The organism is Rathayibacter sp. YIM 133350, from assembly GCF_037404875.1.
Lineage (GTDB): Bacteria > Actinomycetota > Actinomycetes > Actinomycetales > Microbacteriaceae > Orlajensenia.
Map to the genome: position 1 here is coordinate 21,345 of NZ_JBBELO010000027.1, position 14,087 is coordinate 35,431.

The window sequence follows — 14,087 nt, forward strand, 5'->3', positions numbered from 1 at the left end:
ACACGTCACGGTGCTCGCGCGCGGTCGGCCATTGTCTTCTGTTCGGCATCTCCTGCCGACCGGCGTTTCCCAGCGTTCGCCGAGTCGCCTGCGACAGAGTGGTGCACGCTGTGCCCGGCCCGCGTGGCGCGGCGGATGACAGCGGCGGATGACAAGGGGAACCGGTGAACGGATCGCTCGCGATCGACGTGCTCGTCGTGCTGCTCGTCGTTGCCGCTGCCGTCGGCGGATGGCGCAGCGGCCTGTTCCGCAGCGTCGTCGGCGCCCTCGGCCTGATCGCCGGCGGCATCGCGGCATACCTGCTGCTGCCCCAGGTCTCGGCCTGGGTGCCGGCACCCGAGTGGCGGGTCGCGGCCATCATCGCGGCCGGCGTCGCGCTGCTCGCACTCGGCACCGCCGTGGGCGCGCTGCTCGGCCGGCTGCTGCAGCGCGGCGCGCGCGCCGTGAAGCTGAGCATGATCGATCGCGGAGCCGGACTGCTCGTCAGCGGTGTCGCCGCAGCACTCGCCCTGAGCACGGTCGCAGGCGGCCTCAGCGCGCTCGGCGCACCGGTTCTGTCGCAGGCTGTCGGCGGGAGCCTCACCCTGGGCGCGATCGACAGGGTCACGCCCGACCCGGTGAAGTCCTTCCTCGCGAGCGTGCGGAACACCGCCGTCGGCGACGCCCTCCCCTGGCTCATCGACACCCTCGCGCCCCCCGCGACCCTGCCCCCGGCCGCCGACGTCGACGCGTCCTCCCCTGCACTCGAGAAGGCCGCGGCATCCGTCGTCCGCGTCTCGGGAGTCGCGTACCGCTGCGGAACGGGACTGACGGGCAGCGGCTTCGTCGTCGCCGATGATCGGGTGGTGACCAACGCCCACGTCGTCGCCGGCGTGGAACAGCCCGTCGTCGAGACGCCGGGAGAGTCGCCGCACCAGGCGTCGGTGGTCTACTTCGACGCCGCGACCGACCTCGCCGTGCTGCAGGTTCCCGGCCTGGATGCCGCGCCGCTGCGGCTCGGCGCACCCCTCGATCCCGGCGCGGGTGCGGCGGTGCAGGGCTACCCCTTCGGCGGCCCGTTCGTCTCCGGTGCCGCCACCGTCGCCGAGGTCACCAACATCGCCCGGGCGGATGGATCGGGCAGCCGGCAGGTCTACACGCTGTCCGCCGAGGTGAACAAGGGCAATTCGGGCGGTCCGCTGCTCGAGACGGATGGGAGCGTCGCCGGCGTCGTCTTCGCGAAGTCTGCAGTGGCCGACCACATCGGCTACGCGCTCACCGACAAGGAACTCGCGCCGGTGGTGAGCGCGGCGCCGGGGCTGAGCGCATCCGTCTCGTCGGGGCAATGCGCCGCCTGAGCGCACCGTCACACCCGAATGGGAGCATTCGGGTCGGCCTGCCTCTCAAGTAGCGTTGCGGCATCCCTGAAAGGATGCGATGACCGCCACCCACGAGACGCCGACCTCCACACCAGCCGCACCGACGCTCCTGGGACGGCGGGCGGCGTCGGCCGTCGTCATCCGCGCGTTGGCCGAGCAGAGCTGGGCCGCGCAGCGTTCGCCGCTTGCGCGGGTGCTCGGGCTGAACCCGCTCGCTAAGGATGCGCGAAGCTGGTACGCCGGCGCGCTGGGCGAGTTGCGCATCGGTGCTCGGCTGGAGCACCTGGGGCCGGAGTGGACGGTGCTGCACTCGGTTCCCGTCGGGCGCGGCGAGAGCGACATCGATCACATCGTGATCGGCCCCACCGGTGTCTTCACCCTCAACACCAAGCACCACGACGACGCGAAGATCTGGATCGGCGAGCGCTCGCTGATGGTCAACGGCCAGAAGACGCAGTACCTGCGCAATGCCCGCTCGGAACGCGACGGCGCTGCCAAGCGGCTGGCCGAAGCCCTCGGCGCCGAGGTGCCGGTCTACAGCGCGATCGTGATCGTGGGGGCGAAGGAGTGGACCTTCCGGCAGCAACCCGAGGGCGTCGCCGTGCTGCGTGAGTCGGAACTGCTGCGCTGGCTGCGCAAGCGCCGGCCGACCTCCATCGATGCGCCGGCCGTCGCCGCCGCAGCCGCCCGCCCAGGAACCTGGCACGAGCGCGGTGTCGACGTGCTCGTCGAGGCCGACCCGCATGCGTTCGCGGAGCTGCGCGCGCAGGTGAACCGGGCGGCCGCCGTGCGGGGCTTCTGGATGCTTGCGATCCTCGCCGGCGCAGTCTGGGGCGCCGTGTCGATGATCGTGCCGTCGCTCGGCGGCTGACCGCCCGTCCAATCGCCTGCTCGCCGCACCCGGCATCCCGCCGCGTCAACTCACAGCGCGCTCACAGCCCCGGTGGAACAGGAGGGGCCCTTCGCCCGTTCTACTGGATGGTCGAGGAAACCGCGTGAGCGGCCGGCCGGCAGGCGTCGCAGCCAGCGACGCCCATCGAGGAGGTTTTCGTGTCACAGGACTACCGCAAGACTCCCGAGGCGCTGAGCCGCCTCACCCCCACCCAGTACAAGGTCACGCAGGAGGCGGCGACCGAGCCGGCGTTCCGCAACGAGTACTGGAACAACCACGAGGACGGCATCTACGTCGACGTCGTTTCAGGACAGCCGCTGTTCGCCTCGACCGACAAGTACGACAGCCGCTCCGGCTGGCCGAGCTTCACGAAGCCGATCGAGCCCGACGCCGTCACCGAGAAGGTCGACCGCACGCTCTGGATGAAGCGCACCGAGGTGCGCTCTGCCGCAGCGGACTCGCACCTCGGCCACGTCTTCGACGACGGACCCGCGGATGCCGGCGGCCTGCGATACTGCATGAATTCGGCGGCGATGCGGTTCATCGCGCTCGCGGAACTCGACGAGCAGGGCTACGGTCAGTACCGCTCACTCTTCACCACTACGGAGGACGCATCATGACGAGCAACACCGAGACCGCCATCCTCGCCGGCGGCTGTTTCTGGGGCGTGGAGGACCTGACCCGCAAGCTGCCGGGAGTGCTGGACACCCGCGTCGGCTACACGGGCGGCACGGTCGCCAACGCGACCTACCGCAACCACGAGGGTCACGCCGAGGCCATCGAGATCGTCTTCGATCCCGAGAAGATCTCGTACCGCGACATCCTGGAGTTCTTCTTCCAGATCCACGACCCCAGCACCAAGGACCGCCAGGGCAACGACATCGGCAGCAGCTACCGCTCGGCGATCTTCCCGCAGTCGCCCGAGCAGGGGGCCATCGCCCGCGACACCATCGCGGATGTGGACGCCTCCGGCCTGTGGCCGGGCAAGGTCGTCACCACGATCGAGCCGGCCGGCCCGTTCTGGGAGGCCGAGCCCGAGCACCAGGACTACCTTGAGCGCATCCCGTGGGGCTACACCTGCCACTTCGTGCGTCCGGGCTGGAAGCTCCCCAAGCGCGACACCACGTCGGTCGCGTAGGCGGCATCCGCTTCGGAGGATGTGACGCGATGTGCAGGACCGCCGACACCTCCGGCATCCTGCATAGGCGCTGATCTCCTGCAGAACTCAGGCGAAGGGCCTCGCGTTCGCGAGGCCCTTCGTCATGCGGTCGAGATCGCGATGATGGGGTCGCTCGTCGGGGCCTTCGACCCACCCGAGGGCTCGACCGTCACGCCGATGGAGGCACCCTCCGGCATGCCGCCGCTGATCAGGTGCACGGTCACGCCGTTGGCCACGCTCTCGAACGTTCCCGCGGGCTGGGCACCGGCATCCGTGATGACCCAGGCCTCATAGGTCTGGTCGGAGGCGAGTGAGGGCAGCTCGTCGACGAGCAGCGCCCCCCGCTCGAGCTCGTCGGACCAGACGACGCTCGCCGTGCGGCCGTCGTCGAGTCGCTGTGTTCGATGCTGGGTATCGGGCGCGGCGTTGATCTCGGTGAGCGCGGAGGCGACGGTGCTCTCGTTGCCGCCGCCGATGGCTCCTCCCACCGCGATGCCGGCGAAGAACAGGCCGGCCGCTGCCGCGACCGCCGCGACGGCTGCGCCGACCCGCGTGCCCCAGCGACGCCGGGCCGCCGTCTCGACCGGGCCGGCACCGCCGGGCGCCGCCGGCGCGGCGCTCGACTTGGGCGCGGCGTCGGCATTCCGTGGTTGAGCCGCGGCCGACGCCGCGGCAGGGCTGGCATCCGCCTGCGCGGTCACCGCGATGCGGGCCATGAGAGCGTCGCGCATCGAGGCAGGCGGCTCGACCGAGGGAACCGAGAGGGCCAGCTGGGTGGCGACGACCTCGAAGGCGGCGGCCTCTGCGGCGAGGTCCGCATCCGTCGCGCGGGCGGCATCCAGCCGGGCGCGCTCCTCCTCGGTCAGGGCGTCGAGCGCCCCCGCAGCGGCGAGCGCGCGGAGTTCCTCGCTGTTGTGCCCGTTCATGCGCTCACCCCCAGAATCTCTCGCATCCGGATCATCCCGTCCCGGATGCGGGTCTTGATCGTGCCGATCGGCACGTCGAGAAGCGTAGCGATCTGCTGCTGCGTATAGCCCCCGTAGTACGCGAGCTGGATGGCCTCGCGCTGGGATTCGGTGAGCTTGTCGAGGGCGCGCGCGGCCCGCTCGTGGTCCAGGCGGATCTCGACCGATTCCGCGACGTCGGCGACGCTCGTCGCCAGCTCGCGGTGACCGGCTGCGACATCACGATCACGCGCAGACTGAGCCGAGCGGATGCGGTCGACCGCGCGCCGGTGGGCGATGGTGAGCACCCATGTCACGGCCCGGCCGCGGCCGGCGTCGAAACGCGGGGCCTGCTGCCAGATCTCGAGGAAGATCTCCTGCGTGACCTCCTCGGATTGCGCGTGGTCGCGCACGAGGTGACGGACGAGGCCGAGCACGCGGCCCGCGAGCTGGTCGTAGAGCTCGCCGAACGCCGCCTGATCGCCGGAGCCGACGCGCGCGAGCAGCTCCTCCGGCGCCATGACCGGAGTGCCTTCCTCTTCTTCGGCTCGCATCCGGTCCAGCATGACAGACCATGCCGAGCGTGGCGCGCCACGGCCCGCCCTGCGGCGGAACTCAACCGAAGGTGAATGAGTAAGCGTCGACACCCGCACTCACCTCCACACTCAGCTCGCCCTTCCCCACGTCGTCCGTCGACAGCAGGCGGTAGGAGGTGGGAACGCCGTGCACCTGGATCGTGCGGCTTCCCGACGGGGTCGTGACCTTCACCGTTCCCTCGCCGCCGAGCACCATCCGCACCTCGCGGGCGTCGTAGGCCAGGGCGACGGATGCCGTGCTCCCGGTGGGCGTGATGTTCTGCGTTCCGAGCGCCCAGTCACCGTCGAGGGCGAAGCTGTCGGCCGGGAGCTTCTTGGGCGCCGCGAACGAGCGGTCCCCCGCCGTGTAGCTCTGCTTGCCCGCGAAGTTCACCTGCTTGGTCGAGCCGAGGAACGTCTCCCGGGTGATGGCGGCGGTGTCGGGCGTCGAGTCGGCGACCTCCGTCGGCCGCGGCAGGGCGGCAGCCGGGTTCGCATCCTGCAGCAGTTCTCGCAGGAGCTTCTCGGTGACGTCGTAACCGCCTTCGCCGAATGAGATGTGCCGTACGACGCCCTTCGCGTCGATGAGGTAGTGCGCCGGCCAGTAGCGGTTGCGGTAGCCGGTCCAGGTGGAGAGCGAGTTGTCGATGGCGACGGGGTAGTCGATGCCGAAGTCCGCGGCGCCCGACTTCACGTTGCGCACCTCCTTCTCGAAGGCGTACTCGGGGGCGTGCACGCCGATCACGGTGAGACCGGCATCGCGATACGCCTTGTCCCAGGCGACGACGTGCGGAATCGAGCGCTGGCAGTTGATGCAGGAGTACGCCCAGAAGTCCACCAGCACGACGTGGCCGCGCAACCGGTCGAGCGCGAGTGGTGCGTCGCCAGGGGTGTTGAACCATTCCTGGATGCCGGTGAGCGGCGGCGCCTGCCCGCACGACTGCAGCGTCGGGTGGCCGTCGGTGCACCTCGAGAGCTGCCGGTTGGCATCCGTCACGATGCCGCCGAGGCCGAGCGCCTTCTTCACCTCGCTCGAACCGGCGAGCTGGCGCTGGAAGCCCGCCGTGTAGTCGGGGATGAGGCGCTGCAGCACCGCCGGCAGCCCCGCAGCCAACCCGATCGCGAGGGCGATCATGACGACGCCTCCCGTGATGCGGATGCCGCGCTGGTGGGCGCGGAACGTCTTCACCCGCTCGGCGACGCGTCGCCCTGCGAGCGCGAACACGAGCAGCGGCAGTGCGGTTCCGACGGCGAAGCTCACGGTGAGGACGATCGTCTCGGCTCCGATGCGACCGGTCGAGCCGGCAACCGTGATGGCCGCGAGCACCGGCCCGGCACACGGTACGTACACGGCTCCGAGAGCCAGCCCCAGGCCGATGCCGGAGCGGTCGGTGCCGACGTCCTTCTTCGGGATCCACACGAAGGGCTTCTCCAGCAGCGCCTCGAAGCGGGGCACGATGAGGCCGATGCCGATGAGCACGAGAACGATCACGCCCGCCCACAGCAGGAAGTCCTGCGGCAGGTGCAGCAGTGCGAGCAAGAGCGACCCCACGAGCGTGAAGACGCTGAAGCTCAGCACGAGCCCGACGATGACGAGGTAGGGGCGCCACCGGGCCTGCCGGGCGGCGCGGTCCGCATCCGTTCGCGCGTTCTGGGCGCCGCCGGAGAGGAAGATCACCGGCAGCACCGGCAGGATGCAGGGCGAGATGCCGGTGATGAGGCCTCCGATGAAGCCGATGAGTGCGAGCGAGATCAAAGCGCCTCCGAGTTTCAGTCGGTATTCGGCGTGACGGGGGTCGCGGATTGTTCGACGGGCGTGTGAGAAATCTCACTCGGTTAGCAATCCGGCCTCTCCGCCACTCCGAAGAGAGCGTGACGGCCCCACAGCACGTGGGCCGCACACTGAAGGAGTAGAACAATGCGACACACCTCGCGCACGGCGCTCGCCGCGCTCTCACTCGTCGCGGTCGCGACGCTCGGCCTCACCGCCTGTTCCTCCGGCGGTTCGGCATCCGAGACCACCTCCAAATCCGATGACAGCATGTCGTCGTCCACGCCCGAAGCGACCACGATGGATCCGGCCGCCGACCTCGTGGGCAGCGGATGCGCCGCCTACGCCGAGCAGGTTCCCGATGGCGCAGGCTCGGTTGCCGGCATGGCCGCCGACCCCGTTGCCGTCGCCGCATCCAACAACCCGCTGCTGAAGACCCTCACCGCCGCGGTGTCGGGGCAGCTGAACCCGAACGTCAACCTCGTCGACACGCTGAACGGCTCGGAGTTCACCGTCTTCGCGCCCGTGGATGACGCCTTCGCCAAGATCGACACCGCGACGATCGACTCGCTGAAGACCGACTCCGACACCCTGACCAATATCCTCACCTACCACGTGGTTCCCGGCCAGATCGCCCCTGACGCCATCGACGGCGACCACGCCACGGTTCAGGGCGGCACCGTGACCGTCACCGGAAGCGGCGACGACATCATGGTCAACGGCGCCAAGGTCATCTGCGGAGGCGTTCACACCGCCAACGCGACCGTCTACCTCATTGACACGGTGCTCATGCCCCAGTAGGCATGCACCGGATGCGCGCCTCCTGTCGCGCATCGCGAGCCCCCGACCCGTGCCCACGGTCGGGGGCTCGTTCATGTCCGGGCGTCGAGACGGGACCGCGAGTTAGGCTGGCGGCCATGCGGCTGCTACTCATCCGGCACGGGCAGACCTCCTCGAACGTGCTCGGCCTGCTCGACACCGATGCACCCGGTCCGAGCCTCACCGAACTCGGCGACCGTCAGTCGAAGGGCATTCCGGACGCGCTCGCCGAGCGGAACCCCGAGGCCATCTTCATCTCGAGGCTCGTGCGCACCCACGAGACCGCCGTCCCGCTTGCCGAGCACCTGAACCTCTCGGGCACCGTGCTCGGCGGACTGAACGAGATCGAGGCCGGATCCCTTGAGGATCTCAGCGACATCGCCTCCGTGCACACCTACCTCACGACCGCATTCGCCTGGGCCGAGGGCGACATGGCTCGGCGTATGCCCGGCGGCCCCGACGGGCACGAGTTCTTCTCCCGCTTCGACGCCGCCATCGCCGACGTGGTGGCCACCGGCGTCGAGACCGCCGCCGTCTTCAGCCACGGCATGGCGATCAGGGCCTGGGCGGCCGCACGCGCGAGCGATATCGACGGTTCCTATGCTGCGACGCACGAGCTCGACAACACCGGAATGGTCAGTCTCGACTCCGGCGAGGATGGAACCTGGACTCTCGTCGAATGGCGCTCGACGCCTCTCATGGGCACCGCGGTGGCCGACGCCGAAGCCCTCGACCCGACGGCGCGCACCCTCTCGACGCTGCGCGAGCCGACGGAGCCGACTGCTCCCTGAGCTTGTCGAGTCCCTGAGCATCCGGTCTCTCGCAACCCCCTTGCCGCGGTCGCCTGCAGGGCGCAGGCTGCAGGGACGTGTCGATCGAACGAGGAGGCCCCATGTCAGACCAGAACGCACAGACGCCGACCGGCGAGTCGAAGGACGAACTGGCTTCCCAGGCGGATGCAGCCGCCGAGACTGCGGATGACGCGGATGACGCCGACGGCGGGGGCCACGACCTCGGCGCGAAGGTCAACGACGCCCAGCTCGGCCCCGGCGGCGGACTCGAGAAGGATGCAGAAGAGCACCTCGGACCGGACCTCGATCCGACGGAGTGAGCGGAGGCTGCGTCGCCTGCTCTCAGCCGGCTCCGCTCTCGCCGCAGCAGACGATGAGGTCGGCGCTCTCGCGGGTGGGGGCGATCATCGCGGCATTGGCGCCGTCCACGTCGCGCGCCCACGCACGCGCGGCATCCGGGTTCCGCCCGCCGGCGACGTGCCGTTCGACGAGCCGTCGCATCCGTTCGGGTTCGGGGGCTTCGCAGAACCAGGCCTCGTCGAGTCGCGCTCGCACGCCGCCCCACGGCTCGGCGCGCACGAGCAAGTAGTTGCCCTCGACGACCACGAAGCGCGTCTCGGGCTCCACGGCGATCTGTGCGGCCACCGGTTCCTCGATGCGACGGTCGAAGCCCGGCGCATAGACGGTGTGACCGCGTTCGTGACGGATGCGGTCGAGCAGGGCGAGGAACCCCCACCCGTCGAACGTGTCGATGGCGCCCTTCCGGTCGGCGGCGCCGAGCCGGTGAAGCGTCGAGGAGGCCAGGTGGAAGCCGTCCATCGGCACGTGAACGGCGGCGGCTTCCCGCAGCTCGTTCAGTCGCCCGACGACGGCGGCCGCCACGGTGCTCTTGCCCGCGCCGGGCGACCCGGCGATGCCCACGAGAACGCGTCGATCCGGGTTCGCCGCAGCCAGGGCGAGCACGCGCTCGGCCAGTTCGGCGGCGGAGGGCGAGGTCGGGGCAGGGATCACCGCTCGAGTCTCGCAGGCAGTGACCGCGAGAGCCAACGGCCGGAACGAACGCTCCACCGGGGCGCTCCGGCGCACATGGATAGTCTGGAGCAATGAGCCAGGGCACCGGCAGGAGCTCGACGGCCGCCGATCGGCTGCCGGATGCCGCGGCGCGCTCGCTCGACGAGGTGGCCCGCGCCGACCTGGCAACCCACGGGCTGGAGTACGGGCTCGTCGACACCAGCGACGCTGTCGCCTTCGCATCCTGGTTCCAGGCGGTCGGCCGCGGGTTCCTCGAACGCCGGCTCACCGAAGAGGTTTTAGGTGCGAACCTCGCGGGCCTCGCCACGCGCCGCACGACCGGCGTGTGGGACGGCGCGGTTCCGGATGCCGCCGTGCCCGTCGCAACCGTGTCGTCATGGGTGGCACCTCTCACGATGCCCGGCGGGGACGCGCTCGCCGCGTGGGCGGTGAGCGCCGTGACGGTCGCGCCGACCCACCGGCGGCGCGGCATCGCCCGCGCCCTGATGCAGGGCGAGCTGCGCACGGCGAGCGCCGCCGGGGTGCCGGTGGCGATACTCACGGCAAGCGAGGCGACCATCTACGGGCGCTTCGGCTACGGCGCGGCGAGCCGGATCGCATCGGTCGAGGTGGATCGCCGGCGAGCGCAGTGGATCGGACCGCGATCTCCCGGCCGCGTCGACTTCGTGGAACCGGCGGCGCTCCACCCGCGCGCCGCCGACATCGACCGGCGCGCGGCAGCCCGTACCCCCGGTGAGATCGGCCGGTGGGACTACCTCTTCGATCGCGTGCTCGGCCTGAACGCTCCCGACAGCGATCGCGCGCGCGGCGTGCGCACCGTGCGCTACGCGGATGCCGAAGGAGAGGCGCAGGGCTTCGTCGCCTACCATCTCACCGAGGTCGACCACGGATGGGGCGACCTCGAGGTCGACTACTTCTCGGCCGCGACCGATGACGCCTACCGCGCGTTGTGGAAGTTCCTGGTCGAGCACGACCTGGTCGGCAGCATCCGGGCGTCGCTGCGCTCGCTCGATGAGCCGCTGCCCGCGCTCATCGCCGACTCCCGCGCGATTCGCTGGACCGAGGTGAGCGACCACCTCTGGGTGCGCATCCTCGACCCGGTGCGAACCTTGGGTACCCGGCGCTTCTCGGCCTCCGGACGCCTCGTGCTCGACGTGAGCGACGACCTCGGGTTCGCCGCCGGGCGCTACCTGCTCCAGGTCGACGACGAGGGTCGCGGGTCGCTCGAGACTCTCGGCGAGACGGATGCGGCCGGCGCGGGTGTGGTTCGGCTCGGCGTCGCGCAGCTCGGCTCACTCAGCCTCGGCGGCTTCCGCCCGAGCACGCTCGCGGGAGCGGGGGCCATCGAGGTCGATTCTCAAGCGACGCTCGCACTCGCCGAGCGGATGTTCGCCGCCGAGCGCACGCCGCACCTCAGCATCTGGTTCTGATTCACCACCGGGTCCACCCCGTGGGTGGACCTCTTCGCCGCGGGTGGACCTACTCGATCGAGCCTTCCGACTCTCCGGATCCCGCGGTGCTGCCATCGTCGCGAACGTCGTCACCGTCCCGCGGATCCGCGCCGATGTTGTACGACGACGCCTCCTCGGTGCTCGGGTCGTCGGGATCGGTCTGATCGACCTCGTCCGCGCCGCTCACGCTGCCGGGTGTGTTGACGTCGCTCATGGTGGTGCTCCTCGCTGTCGATGCGCCCCGGCTCGATGGCCCGGCCGCCATCCCCACTCTGCGCCCCGGGCCGTGAGCGGCGCAGGGGCTTGTGAGCGGTGTTGACGGATGCTAGCCGTCGCTTCCGAAGTCCGCGAACGAGCAGTGCGCAAGGGGGTTGGATGCCGGGCCCGAGACGGGTTCGCTGGAGGGTACGGCGCAGGCCACCATCGCGATGGGCGACTGCGGCCACCGATCGTGAGGAGCACAGATGACGAACGCATTCTTCGGCGGAGCCGGCGAGCACGAGCCCTCGCCGAGCGACGAGCCGCTCGGCCGCCTCGAGGTGGTGCACACCTTCGATGACGGGCCCATGCCCACGGGAATCAGCGTGTCGCACACGGGCCGCATCTTCGTGAATTTCCCGAAGTGGGGCGACGAGGTCGAGGCGACCGTCGTCGAGTTGAAGGAGGGGCATCCCCGGCCGTTCCCGAGCGCGGAGTGGAACACGCCCTCCGGCGATGACGACGAGAACGCGCTCGTCTCTGTCCAGAGCATCGTGGTCGATCCGGCCGACCGGCTGTGGATCCTCGACACGGGCAGCCCAATGTTCCAGCCCACCAAGCCGGGCGGCCCGAAGCTGGTTCGGGTCGACCTGAGCACCGACGAGGTCGCACAGACCATCGTCTTCGAGCCGGACGTGGCCCTTCCGACCACCTACCTCAACGACGTGCGCTTCGACCTGCGTTCCGGTGAGGCGGGATTCGCCTACATCACCGACTCCTCCGACGCGGGTCCGAACGGCATCATCGTGGTCGACCTCGGCAGCGGAGAGGCCTGGCGACGCCTGCACGATCACCCGAGCACCAAGGCGCTCCCGTGGCACGAGAACGTGCCTGTCGCCGAGGGTCGGGTCTTCGCCGAGCGCAGCCAGGGCGAGCCGCCGAAGCCGGTGACGATGGGTGCCGACGGCATCGCGATCTCCGCCGACGGCGAGCGCCTCTGGTACTGCCCGCTCGCCTCGCGGCGCTGGTTCAGCGTGGCGACGGATGCGCTGCGCGATCGAGGGCTCGACGACGACGCCGTCGCGGCCACCGTGATCGATGAGGGCGACAAGGGCGGCGGATCCGACGGGCTCGAGACCGACGATCGGGGCCGCTTCTACGCGACCAACTACGAGCACAATGCCATCCTGCGACGGCTCCGAAGCGGCGAACTGCAGACGCTCGTGCACGACGAGCGGATGCTGTGGCCCGACACCATGTCGATCGCGACCGACGGCTACCTCTACGTCACGGCCAACCAGCTGCACCGCCAAGCCAAGTACCAGGACGGCGAAGACCTGCGCCGCTACCCGTACTACCTGTTCCGCGTGCCCATCGATTCCGGACCGGTGCTGCTGAAGTAGGCGCTGTGAGATTCCCTTTCGCGAGGCGAGCCGCGGTGGCACGGTGAAGGCATGACGACTGCGGCGCAGAGCCGCCCGGCCACCGCATCCGACACCGCGGCTGCCGATGGCGCCACTCGGCACGCCCGGGTGCTCATCATCGGCGCCGGGTTCTCGGGCATCGGCCTCGCCCATCGCCTGCGCCAGTCGGGCGTCGATGACGTCGTCATCCTCGAGCGCTCCGACGACGTCGGCGGTGTGTGGCGACTGAACACCTACCCCGGGTGCACCTGCGACGTGCCCTCGCACCTGTACTCGTTCTCGTTCGCGCCGAACCCGGAGTGGTCGTCGACCTTCTCGCCGCAGCCCGAGATCCGCGAGTACCTTCGCGCCTGCGTCGACCGCTTCGGCTTGCGCGAGAGTCTGCGCACCGCGGTCGAGGTGACGGATGCGCGCTGGGACGAGTCCGCGCTGCTCTGGCGACTCACCACGAGCGAAGGCCCGTGGACGGGGCAGGTTCTCGTGAGCGCCGTCGGACCGCTCACCGAACCCCGGCTGCCCGACGTTCCCGGCATCGACCGCTTCCGTGGCCACCTCATGCACTCGGCGCGTTGGGACCCCTCCCTCGAGCTGACGGGGCGACGCGTCGCCTCGATCGGTACCGGCGCCTCGGCCATCCAGTACGTGCCGCGCATCGCGGAGAAGGTTGAGCGCCTCTACGTCTTCCAACGGCACGCTCCGTGGGTGCTTCCGCACAGCAAGCGCCCCATCGCCGAGCGGGAGCGCGATCGGTACCGGCGTCACCCGCTCGTGCAACGAGTCGCCCGCGCGCGCATCTACGCCGTGCGGGAACTGCTCGTCGCCGGGTTCGCCAAGTGGCCGCCGGCCCTGCGCCTGCTCGAGGCGGCGGCTCGCGCCCACCTGAGACGGCAGGTTCCGGATGCCGCGCTGCGCCGCATCCTGACGCCCGACTACCGCCTGGGCTGCAAGCGGATGGTGCCCGCCGACGACTGGTATCCCGCGCTCCAGCGCGAGAACGTGACCGTGGTCGCGTCTGGGCTGCGCGAGATCCGGGAGCATTCCGTACTCGATGACACGGGCGCCGAGCACGCGGTCGACACGATCATCTTCGGCACGGGCTTCCACGTGACCGACGTACCGGTCTCCCGTCAGGTGCACGGCCGGGGCGGCGTGCTGCTCGCCGATGCCTGGCGGGACTCGGCGCGCGCGTACCTCGGTGCCTCCGTTCCCGGTTTCCCGAACTTCTTCCTCATGCTCGGGCCGAACACCGGCCTCGGCCACAGCTCGATGGTCTACATGGCCGAGTCGCAGATGGAGCACATCGTGCACGCCATCCGAGCCATGGCCAACTCCGGGGCCAAGGCGATCGAGCTCAGGCCGGAAGCGTACGACGCGTACAACCGCACCCTCGACGCGAAGATGACCCGCACGGTCTGGCAGACCGGAGGCTGTGCATCGTGGTACCAGGATGCGAGCGGGCGCAACGCCGCGCTCTGGCCCGACTGGACCTTCCGCTTCCGCCGCCTCGCCCGGCGCTGGGATCCGCACGCGTACCGCGTCGTCGGGCGTTCAGCGACCGCGTCGACCGCATCCGACATCCGCCGCTGAACCATTTGGTGTCCGTTGACCCAGCCGTAGCGGATCAACGGCGAGCAAATGGTTCAGCGGGGGCGGTAGTGGCGGCCGGAGCCGCG

General features: G+C 70.2%; 15 protein-coding genes. 10 read left to right on the forward strand and 5 right to left on the reverse strand.

Annotated features, from left to right (window positions below; genetic code table 11):
• Nucleotides 1-164 precede the first annotated feature (164 nt).
• From WDJ51_RS08285 to msrA, 4 genes are all read left to right on the forward strand, one after another.
• Complete coding sequence (locus WDJ51_RS08285; protein ID WP_337851973.1) at nucleotides 165-1,337, forward strand: MarP family serine protease; 1,173 nt, start codon at nucleotides 165-167, stop codon at nucleotides 1,335-1,337.
• A 79-nt stretch (nucleotides 1,338-1,416) separates the two neighbouring features.
• Nucleotides 1,417-2,229 carry a nuclease-related domain-containing protein gene (locus tag WDJ51_RS08290; protein WP_337851974.1) on the forward strand — a complete coding sequence of 271 codons (813 nt, stop codon included), beginning with the start codon at nucleotides 1,417-1,419 and terminating at the stop codon, nucleotides 2,227-2,229.
• 179 nt (nucleotides 2,230-2,408) lie between these two features.
• Nucleotides 2,409-2,870: a peptide-methionine (R)-S-oxide reductase MsrB gene (msrB, locus tag WDJ51_RS08295; RefSeq protein ID WP_337851975.1), complete on the forward strand. Its 462-nt coding sequence runs from the start codon at nucleotides 2,409-2,411 to the stop codon at nucleotides 2,868-2,870.
• Nucleotides 2,867-3,388, forward strand: coding sequence for a peptide-methionine (S)-S-oxide reductase MsrA (gene msrA / locus WDJ51_RS08300; protein WP_337851976.1), 522 nt, complete (start codon nucleotides 2,867-2,869; stop codon nucleotides 3,386-3,388). The genes msrB and msrA overlap by 4 nt, the downstream gene beginning before the upstream one ends.
• 122 nt (nucleotides 3,389-3,510) lie before the next feature.
• Here the strand turns inward: msrA and WDJ51_RS08305 are convergent, their stop codons facing one another.
• The 3 genes from WDJ51_RS08305 to WDJ51_RS08315 all read right to left on the reverse strand — a co-directional run bounded on the left by WDJ51_RS08305 (nucleotide 3,511) and on the right by WDJ51_RS08315 (nucleotide 6,684).
• The gene (locus WDJ51_RS08305) at nucleotides 3,511-4,335 is read right to left on the reverse strand and encodes an anti-sigma factor (RefSeq protein ID WP_337851977.1); all 825 of its coding nucleotides are present in this window, start codon (nucleotides 4,333-4,335) and stop codon (nucleotides 3,511-3,513) included.
• On the reverse strand, nucleotides 4,332-4,907 hold the full coding sequence (gene sigK / locus WDJ51_RS08310; protein WP_337851978.1) for an ECF RNA polymerase sigma factor SigK: 576 nt from the start codon (nucleotides 4,905-4,907) through the stop codon (nucleotides 4,332-4,334). Before sigK ends, WDJ51_RS08305 begins: the two co-directional genes overlap by 4 nt.
• Before the next feature lie 61 nt (nucleotides 4,908-4,968).
• Nucleotides 4,969-6,684, reverse strand: coding sequence for a cytochrome c biogenesis protein DipZ (locus tag WDJ51_RS08315; RefSeq protein ID WP_337851979.1), 1,716 nt, complete (start codon nucleotides 6,682-6,684; stop codon nucleotides 4,969-4,971).
• Between the two features lie 162 nt (nucleotides 6,685-6,846).
• Here WDJ51_RS08315 and WDJ51_RS08320 point away from each other — a divergent pair, with 162 nt between their 5' ends.
• The 3 genes from WDJ51_RS08320 (at nucleotide 6,847) to WDJ51_RS08330 (ending at nucleotide 8,629) form a co-directional block, all read left to right on the forward strand.
• Nucleotides 6,847-7,500 (forward strand): fasciclin domain-containing protein, encoded by a 654-nt coding sequence (locus WDJ51_RS08320; protein ID WP_337851980.1) that lies wholly within the window; start codon nucleotides 6,847-6,849, stop codon nucleotides 7,498-7,500.
• 116 nt (nucleotides 7,501-7,616) lie between these two features.
• Nucleotides 7,617-8,309 (forward strand): histidine phosphatase family protein, encoded by a 693-nt coding sequence (locus WDJ51_RS08325; RefSeq protein ID WP_337851981.1) that lies wholly within the window; start codon nucleotides 7,617-7,619, stop codon nucleotides 8,307-8,309.
• Nucleotides 8,310-8,410: 101 nt separating this feature from the next.
• Nucleotides 8,411-8,629 carry a hypothetical protein gene (locus tag WDJ51_RS08330; RefSeq protein ID WP_337851982.1) on the forward strand — a complete coding sequence of 73 codons (219 nt, stop codon included), beginning with the start codon at nucleotides 8,411-8,413 and terminating at the stop codon, nucleotides 8,627-8,629.
• Between the two features lie 22 nt (nucleotides 8,630-8,651).
• Here WDJ51_RS08330 and WDJ51_RS08335 read toward each other — a convergent pair whose 3' ends face one another.
• A complete protein-coding gene (locus WDJ51_RS08335) occupies nucleotides 8,652-9,320 on the reverse strand; it encodes a nucleoside/nucleotide kinase family protein (RefSeq protein ID WP_337851983.1) in 669 nt (222 codons plus the stop codon).
• Nucleotides 9,321-9,412: 92 nt separating this feature from the next.
• Between WDJ51_RS08335 and WDJ51_RS08340 the strand changes: the two genes are divergently transcribed.
• On the forward strand, nucleotides 9,413-10,771 hold the full coding sequence (locus tag WDJ51_RS08340) for a GNAT family N-acetyltransferase (RefSeq protein WP_337851984.1): 1,359 nt from the start codon (nucleotides 9,413-9,415) through the stop codon (nucleotides 10,769-10,771).
• A 49-nt stretch (nucleotides 10,772-10,820) separates the two neighbouring features.
• Here WDJ51_RS08340 and WDJ51_RS08345 read toward each other — a convergent pair whose 3' ends face one another.
• The gene (locus WDJ51_RS08345; RefSeq protein WP_337851985.1) at nucleotides 10,821-11,006 is read right to left on the reverse strand and encodes a hypothetical protein; all 186 of its coding nucleotides are present in this window, start codon (nucleotides 11,004-11,006) and stop codon (nucleotides 10,821-10,823) included.
• Between the two features lie 250 nt (nucleotides 11,007-11,256).
• Here WDJ51_RS08345 and WDJ51_RS08350 point away from each other — a divergent pair, with 250 nt between their 5' ends.
• Together WDJ51_RS08350 and WDJ51_RS08355 are read left to right on the forward strand one after the other, a co-directional pair.
• Nucleotides 11,257-12,393 (forward strand): L-dopachrome tautomerase-related protein, encoded by a 1,137-nt coding sequence (locus WDJ51_RS08350; RefSeq protein WP_337851986.1) that lies wholly within the window; start codon nucleotides 11,257-11,259, stop codon nucleotides 12,391-12,393.
• A gap of 51 nt (nucleotides 12,394-12,444) precedes the next feature.
• Nucleotides 12,445-14,001 carry a flavin-containing monooxygenase gene (locus WDJ51_RS08355; protein ID WP_337851987.1) on the forward strand — a complete coding sequence of 519 codons (1,557 nt, stop codon included), beginning with the start codon at nucleotides 12,445-12,447 and terminating at the stop codon, nucleotides 13,999-14,001.
• The last annotated feature ends 86 nt before the right edge of the window (nucleotides 14,002-14,087 follow it).